This is a genomic window from Clostridium sp. UBA1056, assembly GCA_002316385.1.
In the GTDB taxonomy this organism is placed as follows: domain Bacteria; phylum Bacillota; class Clostridia; order Clostridiales; family Clostridiaceae; genus Clostridium_J.
In genome coordinates, this window is the sequence record DCDL01000048.1 from 1 (window position 1) to 10,301 (window position 10,301).

Here is a 10,301-nt window from a genome sequence, read left to right on the forward strand (position 1 = left end):
TTTCTTTACCCTTTTGGTCATGATGTTCTTTATATTGTTCTTCATGACCTTTATTACCAGCAGCCTCTGACTCCATATGGTGCTCATTTTCTTTATCCTTTTGGTCATAATGTTCTTTATGTTGTTCTTCATGACCCTTATTTTCACCAGCTTCTGATTTCATATGGTGTTCATGTTCTTTATCCTTATAGTCATAATGCTCACTACGATATTCTTCAGAATCAAGATAATTCTCATAATCCCTATCATGCTTTTCACACGAATACTTATCAGCCTCTATTTTCATATGATGTTCATGTTCTTTATCATTATATTCATGATGCTCACTACGATATTCTTCATGATCTTGAAGTCCTTCATGGTACTTAATACAATTTGGACAAGTATATATTGATTTTCCCATTAACTTTTTATAATCATCTTCACATCTAAGATCTTCTCCAGTTTCACAAAACTCTAATTCACTTTTATATTCTCTATCACTATAATATTTTTTATATACATTTTCATCTTCTAATCTTTTCATATATAAGATGTCATCAAATTCATCATTAGTCTCTACAAAATCATCATAAAGATTTATATTTTCATTTATTTCAACAGATTCTACAAATCTTTTTGCTAAATTATCTACAGGATCACTAAATTCTACAAGTTGTGATTCTATATTAGATTGATGATCAGGCCCTATTTCTGTATCCATATTCCATCTGCTTTCTAATTGATAATCATCTGATTCTTCATCATTTACATCTATACCTCTACCAAAAGTAGCGTAAGCTATGGATCTCTCTTGTGAAAAATCTCCATCAGTATCGAATGCTTCAATCGCCATTTCATACCTTTCACCTGGTCTTGCCTCTGCTAATCTCAAAACATAGGAATTAGCATTTTTACCTACTGTAGTTACATAATTAGAATTTATGAATATATTATATCCAGCTAAATCGATATCTGTATTTGGTGTCCAAGTCACCCGTATTTCTCGATCGACTGCTACAGCTCTAAAATTACGTACATTCTCCGGTTGTGTTAATAGGTCTAAATTTTCTGGACCATAATTTAAATCTACTGGCGGATTTATTCCTGGCATATATCCGTTTTCAGTGAATTGCCACACTCTCCATCTAGTCCATCCACCTTGATCTCTTGGGTAATCAGGATTAGGTTGTATTTCTGGGTACATAGCAATCCAAAGAGGCATATCTGCTAAAATAAATCCTTTTTGAGTATGATAGAAATTATCATATAAATCAATAAAAAATGCCCCTGTATATAACATAAGTCTTCTTCTAGTTTTTTGCTCAAATCTCTTTCTAAACCTATCTACCCAGTCTAGCAATGTATTTGTAGATATAGATCTATCTAATGGTGCTTCAACATCAATTACTGGGAATAAATCTCCATATCTTCCTTCTCCATAAGCTTGCTGTAATATTTCAATAAACCCATCACATTGAGCATCTGCTGTAGTTAAATCCGCAGAAGGCACTGCATAGTGATATGCACCTGTTTTAATTCCTACCTCTTCTAATCCTCGCACATACTCAAGAAATTTTTTGTCTATCCTAAATCTACCACTACCATTACCAGAACCACGCAAATAGCAATAAGGAGTTTGTGTTGCAACTTTAATATAATCTACATCACCCCTATATTCATTCAAGTCAGGTCCTATTATGTTGTTCTCAGTTGTGTTTTGCATACTCTCCTCCGAAATTGAATGCTTCACTTATTATATTATTAGTCTATATATAATGTGTTACAGTATTGTGATTCAAATTGAAGGAATTCTTATTAAAATTTTTCTTTATTAAATATTAAAATTTGACACTGTAATTAATTATGGAGTTTTTACTTTAACATCTCCGGTTTTTAAGTTTACTTCATATACTTTATTATATAATAAAGCACTTTCATCATTTATATTATTTCCTGAATAGGTTATATCAAAAATTATAGTATTCTTATCCTTAAACGAGCTCTTATAATAAGTAGTAATTCCTTTTATGTATTTATTCGAATTTTTATTTTGAACATTTGCTTCTTTGACATCTTTTGCAAATTTAAAGATTTCTTCCTTAAAGTAATTGTTAATTTTTGTTTCTATATCCTTATTCACCATATTTTCAATTTCAGGATAGGATAAATATTGATTAAAGTCATTATTACTTTCTTCATAAGTTATTGTTTTTATTGTTGGTGCCTCTACTTGAATATTCACTTTATTTAATCCCTTAGGAAATGCACTTAATGGTATATAGAACTTAGGACTTCCTGCTACATAAGGCGCAATTTCATATTCATCAAAATATACAACTAAATCCTTATCTGTTAAGAAAAATTTTTGATTATATGGAATTATGTTTAATTTATCTACGGCTTCTTTAAAATATAATTCTGGATTTTTACTTATAGTAGATTTTATATTATCTAAAATTATTTTATTGTAATTTTTATTATTCCCAAGGAAATCCTCAATAACTCCCCTATTTCCTGTCTTAGTATCAAAGTTAAAAGACTCATCTGTAGTAGAACCATGAGCTCCACCAGTATAACTGTATAAGTGCAATGTTAAGGAAAGTATATTACCTTTGTTATAGGTTACATTATGATTTATATTAATTACATAGGGTTTCACTTCTAATCCAGCTTTTATATTAGCTTCATTATCTCTTATAGATAAATTAGTTATATATTCTACAAAATCGTTGATTCTTTTAGATATTTTATTATTTATAATTTCTTCAACAGCTTTATTTTTAGGAATTTTTACAACAGGTTTATTAATGTTTACAGATACGTACTCATTGGAATACACTTTTTCCTCATTTTCTACTGTAACACCTTCTTCATCATCTCTAATAGTGATATTCACCATCCTTGGTAAAGATATTTCTACAGAATCTTGCTCTTTACATCCCTCTAAAGCAAATACTGTATAAAAATTAGTAAGAACCAATAAAATCAGAATTAAATATATAGCCTTCTTCATAACATTTCTCCCTTCTATGAAATATATTCTAAATAAATTTTATATAAAATAACTTTATATTAGTTTGCCCATAGAAATTGTCTGTACACCTGTTAATTTTTAATAAAAAATGCCTTAACTTTTTAAGTTAAGGCATTTTTTATTATTATTTTTAAGCTTTAATTCCTAATTTATTTAACAAAGTACTTGTTATAAATTGTGGTCCACCTATTATATACATCTTACTAATATTATTTCTATTTTGTGTAACTATATTCATTACTGGTGTTTCCACAGAAGATGTATTTGTCAATAATACAAAAGATTTCTTATTTGCTGCTAAAGCTGAAGCAGAAAGAGCATCTGGGAAATTTGTTCCTAGAGCCATAAACATTTCACTGCTACTTAAATCGCTTTTAAATCTATTAAAAATTTTCTCATTAGTTTCGTATCTATCAGCTCCTCCAAGTCTCTCTGGATTAACTACGCTTCTAGCTACACCATCTGATATAGCAGTTGTTCCACCTAGTACATAACTTTTAGTAATGCTCTGGTTATCTAAATAATTTTTTACTGTGCCTGTTAATACACTACTTTCAGTTAAAAGTATAGGCATTCCTTTTATACCTGCCACAGCTGACATAGAAAGACTATCCGCAAATCCTGAACCACTTGAAATAGCTACTTCACCTTTATTCCCAACTGCTTGAGCAATTTTTACAGATGTCTCATATCTATCTGCCCCACCTAATCTTTCTGTAGATATAGACATACCTCTAATTTCATTTTCAAAGGATGTTGAAAGAACTGTAGGTCCACCAACTATAATAGCCTTCTTTACTTTTAGGCTAGATAGTAAGTTTCTTAATTCACTTTGACTACTCAAGGATTCATTTCTTGCTAATAAAATTGGTGCATTATTTTTTGCTGCTAGTGGTCCTGCACATAAAGCATCAGGATAAATCATTCCTTGTGCTATTATCACTGTGTCTGCAGCTGTCCATCCTTTTTTTGCTGTTAGATAGGATGTTTCAAATCTTGTAGCTCCATATATTCTTTCTCCAGCAGTTGAAGGAAGTACTATGTTAGCTTCTAAATAATTATATATACCATTAGCTATAGAACTAGCCAGTAATTCTTGATAACTATTAGTACCCATTTTAATTGCTTCATCTCTATTACTTATAAAACCACATTCCGCTAAAATTGATGGCATTTTAGTATCTTTAACCACATTAAAATCATTAGTCCTTACTCCTCTATCATAAGCACCTGTTGTACTTATTAATTGCTTTTGTACAGAATCTGCCAGTGGCTTTGAATCCATTCTATTAGGAGCATAGTAAGTTTCTATTCCATAAGCATTTGGCACGGCCGCTGAGTTTATATGAATAGATGCAAAAGCATCAGCCCCTGAATTATTAGCAACGGAACTAATGTCTCTAAAGTTTAAAAATGTATCTGTAGTTCTACGCATTACCACTTCTACGCCTTTATTCTCAAGAAGCCTTTGTACCTTAAGTGCTATAGATAAAGTTAGATCTTTTTCTACTAGCCCATATCCACTGGCTCCTGGCTCAGTTCCACCATGTCCAGCATCAATAAATACTCTATACTTTCCTGTATTTGCTCTTGTATAAGCTGCGTTTACTGAAGGCGCCACACTAGCTCTAGCTGGAGCTGTTACCTCTACTTGATAAACATAAGATCCTGCATCACTATCAAGCATTATAAATGTCTCCCCTTGAGCCACACCAACAAATTGTCCATTTTCGTTTACTTTGACTATACTTTCATCTCTAGAACTTAGCTTAAAATGAATTGAAGCTTCTTCTTCTGCTAGAAGTCTAGTATGATCAATTACTTGTCCAACATCAATAGATAGACCATTTTTAACTTGTAAATTACCACCTTCATTTTCACTTAATATAGTTTTTAATTCATTTTCTGTGTTACTTATACCACCATCTTCAGCCATGGCTAAACTACTAATTGGAGATACCATAGTAATTGCTAATACTGTTGTTATTGCACACAAAAACTTTCTAATACGACTCTTACTTCTACTCACTCTTCTTTCCCCCTATTATATAATTATAATTTAAAAACTAAAAAATATAGTCGTCATTATTTAATTCTACATATATTATTCATATCCTTTTTTATTTTTCATAAATTATGTAGAATTTTTAATGTTTGCCTGTTTACTTAAAACATTATATCATATAAAATTAATATTTTGTTATAATATGCTATATTTGCATATAAATAAGTTAGTAAATACCTTTTATTTTTATCTGTACTAGTCATAAAAATATTAATTAAAGGGTATATGATACTAGAGTTAAATCTAGATTGTCATATACCCTTTAATATTTACTTCAAATATTAAATTATAAAATCCTTTGAATCATGTTCCTTTGCCTTAGGACCGTTAAATACAGCCTTTGCACTTTCTACCTGTGGATCATGATTTATATTTTTCTTTTTAAAGTTTCCATCTTGCTTTTTATTATTTTGTGTTTTTTTCATATTAGTCATGGTATCACTCCTTTGTAACATTAGCGTAACCACAAATTTTTAGTTTATACTTCTAAATTTCTTTATATATTACTTCCTTACTAAATTCTTTGTTTTCCATACTAAATTTGAGGTTCCAGAAATTTGTATAACATATTAAGATGGTATTCACCTTGGTCTTTTCCTAAGTTCATAAAGTCTCTTATAGCATAAAATCTTATCCCGATCCCCTAGCAGATTTAATTTTTTCATCAATTAGGTCACAGAACTTAAAGTTAAAAAATTAAATTCTTAGAATTTTCCGTTAATCTTTCTTCCAATATGCCCCTTTTATTTGTAACTATGTTATAATATAGTTATGATACTATACTCAATTATATAAAAGTAAATTTATTACTAGAATGTAATAATAATGATTTGAAGGAGATTATTTATATGCTAGAATACAGCTTAACAACCTTAGAAGCATTTCAAATTTTGGATTCTAATCCAACTTATAGAGCTATTAATCCTGAAGGGCATACTCTAGAGCTTAGAGGTCCAGAAAAATTTATCATTCATAGGCGTGTAAAACTTGCAAAAGATAAGCATGTAAGTCTTAACGATACTTGGAGAATAATTAAACCTATTGACTATGAGCTAGCTAATGAGCTTTTCAAGAAGCTTAGAACTATAGAAGTTAGATTTGAAGATGGATCTAAAAAGTTTTATACTAAAATGCCTGACAATAGTCATGTTATCCTTGAAAGTGACTTACCACATCATAAGGATTGCTTATTTTATTGTTTTAGCTATTATGAGGAGTAGAGTTTTTATATAAGGGTTTATTATAGATAATGATGAATATATGAATAGAAAATGGGCTATTGACTTAATTTATAATTTAATAGTCTATTTTTGTAACCATTAAAAAATTTAATAATATATTATAAATTAGATAATGATTTTTAGGAGATTTATATGAATTTTTGTGGAAGCCGAACTGAAAAAAACTTAAAAAAGACTTTTACCGGTGAAAGTAAAGCTAACACTAAATATACATTATATGCAGAGAAAGCAAGACAGGAGGGTTATCACTATATAGCTCAAGTTTTTGATGAAACTGCACATAATGAGCTTGCTCATGCCAGAAGAGTTTACCGCGACTTTTTATGTGAGGTAAAGTCTACAGAAGAAAACCTAATGAATGCTTTTATGGGCGAAACTGCTGAAGCAACTGCAATTTATAAAGAATATGAAGAAGTCGCAAGAAAGGAAGGGTTCAATGAGATAGCAGACTTCTATAAAGAACTTGCTGAAGTAGAGGCTGAGCATGATTTTAGATTCCGTACTATTTATAATAGATTACTTAGCTCTACATTATATAAAGGAGATTCTAATTCCTTATGGCAATGTACTAATTGCGGATATATTCACGAAGGTTCTACAGCTCCAAAAGTATGCCCTCTTTGCAAATTCCCTCAAACATGGTTTCAGCCATATTGTAATCCCCTAGAATAGATATTCTAAAATAGCGTAGATATCCATCCCCAGGACAATCTCGCTATTTTTATTCTCCGTTATATATAAGTTCTAATAAATAAAATCCATTAATATTTTCTAGTATAGTCTAAAGTTTTAAACACATAAGTTTTGTACAAAAGAAACTTTAGTTACTTCCATATTATGATATAAAAAATAAATAGCGGATAATCACCAGCCATAAAGTATAATTTTCTTACCATAGAAAAATTAATAAATACAAGTATTATTCTATGAATAATTTTACCTTTACCCAAGACAGCTTTAAATATGAAACTACTTTCACTTGGTTAATCATAGTGCAATTTGATTTGAGACGTGGTCTCTTTAAGTCCTTTGAAGCTTTAAACTTAAAATGAAATAAGTAAAATACCCTGTATATGAAAAACTTATTATAAACATAATATATAGTAATTAATTGTTAAATAACATAAAATTCTTACTTTTACATTGTAACTTACATACTTTTTACAAGCTCAACAAACACAATATCATTCTTCAGTTCTATATAAATCCATATATTCATTGTAAACTACTACTACTTTTTCTATATAGCTCACAGTCTCCTTAAAGGGTATTGTATTAATTACTTCTCCATCTTTAGAATATCTCGGATCCTGAAGCCACTTAAATACATTTCCTATACCTCCATTATAAGCTGCTAACACCTCATTTGTATGTTTAAGCTGACTCCTTAAGTAATTTAGATACCAACATCCCATTTCTATATTTACATCTTCATTCTTCAACATTTCTGCAGAAAAGTCTTCAATATTTAATTGTCGTGCTATCCATTCTCCTGTACTTGGCATTATCTGCATTAATCCTACAGCACCCATAGAAGATACTATATCCTTATTAAATCCACTTTCTGTTTTAATTATAGCTGCCACTAAATAAGGATCTAAACCATACATTTCACTATATACCTCTATTTCATTATTAAAAGGTACTGGTAGTTGATCATCTACCACATCTATCGCCTCTGTTTGTACTTCAGTAGATTTTTCATTTTCTTTTAAGCCAATGAAATACAAATTAATACACATTCCTACTATAAATAAAATAGCTATTATCCTAATAAATCTAAGATTTATCTGCTTCTCTTCTAATATTTCCATTATACCTCCACTAACAATGTATAATTTTATTAATTTAATTAGTATTCATGTATTAACTAGTATTTCAACTTTCTAATAAAAATAAACAAGATAAACAAAGTACTTCAAAATAAAAATTAATTTATTAATCTATTTACCTTATAAATAAAAAAGAAGAAGGATTCTCTTTAACACCTTCTTCTCTTTCTTTAAAATCTTTCTTTATAATATCTTTTGTTAATTTAAGATTATACCAGATTCATTAATAAACGTCTTTAAACATACAATTAATAAACTCTCAGTATATTCTTTATCTTGCTTTTTCAAATTCCCTTATCTTCTGTTCTATACCCGGCAATAACTACTTTTTCCACATCGCTATTAATGTAGTATATATAGCCTATTAGAACTTAACTTACGTGTTCGGAATGGATAACGGGTGTAGCCTCTAATAGTATAATCACCAGATTCATACTATTATTATTTACCATAATATTATATTTTAATCTTTAACCTACAATATTTTAATTATCTATTTATGCTTTTCTTTATACTATCTACAAACTTATGTACATCTTTACTTACTACAAAACTCATAAAGTAAGATTTTTCTTTTCCTGCTATAAAAATTTTATATCCTAGTTTTTCTTCACTGATCTCTACATCGTCAATATCTTTATATTCTATAGAATCATCATAAACTAAAAAAAATCTTTTACCACAAAATCTAATTTTTTCATTAGTAGTTACTAGCACCCCGGTCATTGTATTTTGTCTTCCCTTTATAGTAGTCTCAAAAGCTCCCTCCACATAATGAATAATAACTTCATCCATGTTGAGCCTTTCTTCAATTAACTTCAATAATTTTTCTTCTCTACTCATACCACTACTCCCCTAAAAAAATAATCATCACTATATATATTAATACACAGTGATGATCATTTCTATATTTTATACTGATTTATTATAATATTTTATATATATACATTAGCATTTAGATTACTATTAATCCTTGATCTAAATCCCTGATCTATTAGAAGAAGAATCCTCCAAATCCAAATGGACAAAAACAGAAGAAGAATAATAATATGATTATAAAGAAATCATCATCGTTTCTACATTCACATCTACGTTCACATGGGCAGCAGCATGGAATAAATCTATCTTCACAGCAATCTCTTTCGCATCTTCTTTCGCATCTTCTTTCACATCTTCTTCTGCATCTATCATCACATTCATCTCTTTCGCGTCTTCTTCTGAATCTATCATCAAAATTTCCATCACAATCGAAAAATTCATTATTATTTGACATCTTATATACTCACCACTTTTTAATCAATTTTATAATAGCTTATAGTATTTTTAATATTTTATAACAATTAACAATACTTAAAAATATCTCAAACCTTAGAGCTATTACATTAAAGTTGCCTACATGAAACTTAGCCTTAATAGCTAGTCTTAATAGTATAATATGTAGGTATATTAATTTTGTGTGTATATTAATATAAAATAATTAATTTATTTATACGATTTTAAAAGATTTTAAAGTTTTAAAACCTGATATATTCTTATTAGTACTAATTATTAACTATCCATCATAAATTTTATAAAAAAACACCTTATAAAATAAGGTGTTGGTGGCTCACCGGGGGATCGAACCCCGGACACCATGATTAAAAGTCATGTGCTCTACCGACTGAGCTAGTGAACCAAGCTACCTGGCAATAACCTACCCTCCCACACAGCTTCCCGTGCAGTACTATCGGCTCTTTGAAGCTTAACCTTCGTGTTCGGCATGGATACGGGTGTTACCTTCAAGATATACTTACCAGATAAGTACATAGATAATATAATTATCTCTGTACTTCCACAAACTTTTATAAGTTTGTCTTTAATGAAGATTATTTCAAATCCTCATTAGCATTGCGATAATACTACTAACTTAGTTGTTGATATACGGATATTGCTCATATAGAAAAAGTCTGCAATATCATCGCCCAGTTGAGAAATATAATGTTCTCTCAAAATTACACAGTGAATTAAATGTATATAAGCTTCGAATTTCTTTGTCAATTTCCTTCGTTGCGGTTCTCATTTATGTTTAATAAACTCTGATCCTCACTCAGTCATTTCCTTGAACTTCTCGCTTTTATCCATTTAAAAATATTTCGTCTTATTTAGAT

General features: G+C 29.4%; 9 protein-coding genes, 1 tRNA gene and 2 rRNA genes. 2 read left to right on the plus strand and 10 right to left on the minus strand.

Annotated elements, in window-relative coordinates; all coding sequences use genetic code 11:
* From B3W71_RS11610 to B3W71_RS11625, 4 genes are all read right to left on the minus strand, one after another.
* A partial coding sequence (locus B3W71_RS11610; RefSeq protein WP_346889091.1) for a GH25 family lysozyme occupies positions 1-1,705 on the minus strand: 1,705 nt, incomplete at its 3' end.
* A 138-nt stretch (positions 1,706-1,843) separates the two neighbouring features.
* Positions 1,844-2,995: a DUF3298 and DUF4163 domain-containing protein gene (locus B3W71_RS11615; RefSeq protein ID WP_346889092.1), complete on the minus strand. Its 1,152-nt coding sequence runs from the start codon at positions 2,993-2,995 to the stop codon at positions 1,844-1,846.
* A 151-nt stretch (positions 2,996-3,146) separates the two neighbouring features.
* Positions 3,147-5,045, minus strand: coding sequence for a cell wall-binding repeat-containing protein (locus tag B3W71_RS11620; RefSeq protein WP_346889093.1), 1,899 nt, complete (start codon positions 5,043-5,045; stop codon positions 3,147-3,149).
* A 317-nt stretch (positions 5,046-5,362) separates the two neighbouring features.
* Positions 5,363-5,506 (minus strand): CPC_1213 family protein, encoded by a 144-nt coding sequence (locus B3W71_RS11625; protein ID WP_414632023.1) that lies wholly within the window; start codon positions 5,504-5,506, stop codon positions 5,363-5,365.
* A gap of 423 nt (positions 5,507-5,929) precedes the next feature.
* Here B3W71_RS11625 and B3W71_RS11630 point away from each other — a divergent pair, with 423 nt between their 5' ends.
* Positions 5,930-6,301, plus strand: coding sequence for a hypothetical protein (locus tag B3W71_RS11630; RefSeq protein WP_346889095.1), 372 nt, complete (start codon positions 5,930-5,932; stop codon positions 6,299-6,301).
* A gap of 153 nt (positions 6,302-6,454) precedes the next feature.
* On the plus strand, positions 6,455-6,994 hold the full coding sequence (locus B3W71_RS11635) for a rubrerythrin family protein (protein ID WP_346889096.1): 540 nt from the start codon (positions 6,455-6,457) through the stop codon (positions 6,992-6,994).
* A gap of 512 nt (positions 6,995-7,506) precedes the next feature.
* Here the strand turns inward: B3W71_RS11635 and B3W71_RS11640 are convergent.
* From B3W71_RS11640 to rrf (B3W71_RS11665), 6 genes are all read right to left on the minus strand, one after another.
* Positions 7,507-8,136 (minus strand): lytic transglycosylase domain-containing protein, encoded by a 630-nt coding sequence (locus tag B3W71_RS11640; protein ID WP_346889097.1) that lies wholly within the window; start codon positions 8,134-8,136, stop codon positions 7,507-7,509.
* Positions 8,137-8,464: 328 nt separating this feature from the next.
* A 5S ribosomal RNA gene (gene rrf, locus B3W71_RS11645) occupies positions 8,465-8,583 on the minus strand.
* Positions 8,584-8,643: 60 nt separating this feature from the next.
* Positions 8,644-8,997 carry a PH domain-containing protein gene (locus tag B3W71_RS11650; RefSeq protein ID WP_346889098.1) on the minus strand — a complete coding sequence of 118 codons (354 nt, stop codon included), beginning with the start codon at positions 8,995-8,997 and terminating at the stop codon, positions 8,644-8,646.
* Between the two features lie 151 nt (positions 8,998-9,148).
* Positions 9,149-9,427 carry a hypothetical protein gene (locus B3W71_RS11655; protein WP_346889099.1) on the minus strand — a complete coding sequence of 93 codons (279 nt, stop codon included), beginning with the start codon at positions 9,425-9,427 and terminating at the stop codon, positions 9,149-9,151.
* A gap of 326 nt (positions 9,428-9,753) precedes the next feature.
* Positions 9,754-9,829: transfer RNA gene (locus B3W71_RS11660), tRNA-Lys, on the minus strand.
* Between the two features lie 5 nt (positions 9,830-9,834).
* A 5S ribosomal RNA gene (rrf, locus tag B3W71_RS11665) occupies positions 9,835-9,951 on the minus strand.
* Positions 9,952-10,301 lie beyond the last annotated feature (350 nt).

What these genes read in the sequence shown, in the direction of transcription:
- B3W71_RS11655 (WP_346889099.1), bottom strand. Translation starts at nt 9,427, where the DNA reads ATGTCAAATAATAATGAATTTTTCGATTGTGATGGAAATTTTGATGAT.
- B3W71_RS11650 (WP_346889098.1), bottom strand. Translation starts at nt 8,997, where the DNA reads ATGAGTAGAGAAGAAAAATTATTGAAGTTAATTGAAGAAAGGCTCAAC.
- B3W71_RS11615 (WP_346889092.1), bottom strand. Translation starts at nt 2,995, where the DNA reads ATGAAGAAGGCTATATATTTAATTCTGATTTTATTGGTTCTTACTAAT.
- B3W71_RS11635 (WP_346889096.1), top strand. Translation starts at nt 6,455, where the DNA reads ATGAATTTTTGTGGAAGCCGAACTGAAAAAAACTTAAAAAAGACTTTT.
- B3W71_RS11630 (WP_346889095.1), top strand. Translation starts at nt 5,930, where the DNA reads ATGCTAGAATACAGCTTAACAACCTTAGAAGCATTTCAAATTTTGGAT.
- B3W71_RS11625 (WP_414632023.1), bottom strand. Translation starts at nt 5,506, where the DNA reads ATGAAAAAAACACAAAATAATAAAAAGCAAGATGGAAACTTTAAAAAG.
- B3W71_RS11640 (WP_346889097.1), bottom strand. Translation starts at nt 8,136, where the DNA reads ATGGAAATATTAGAAGAGAAGCAGATAAATCTTAGATTTATTAGGATA.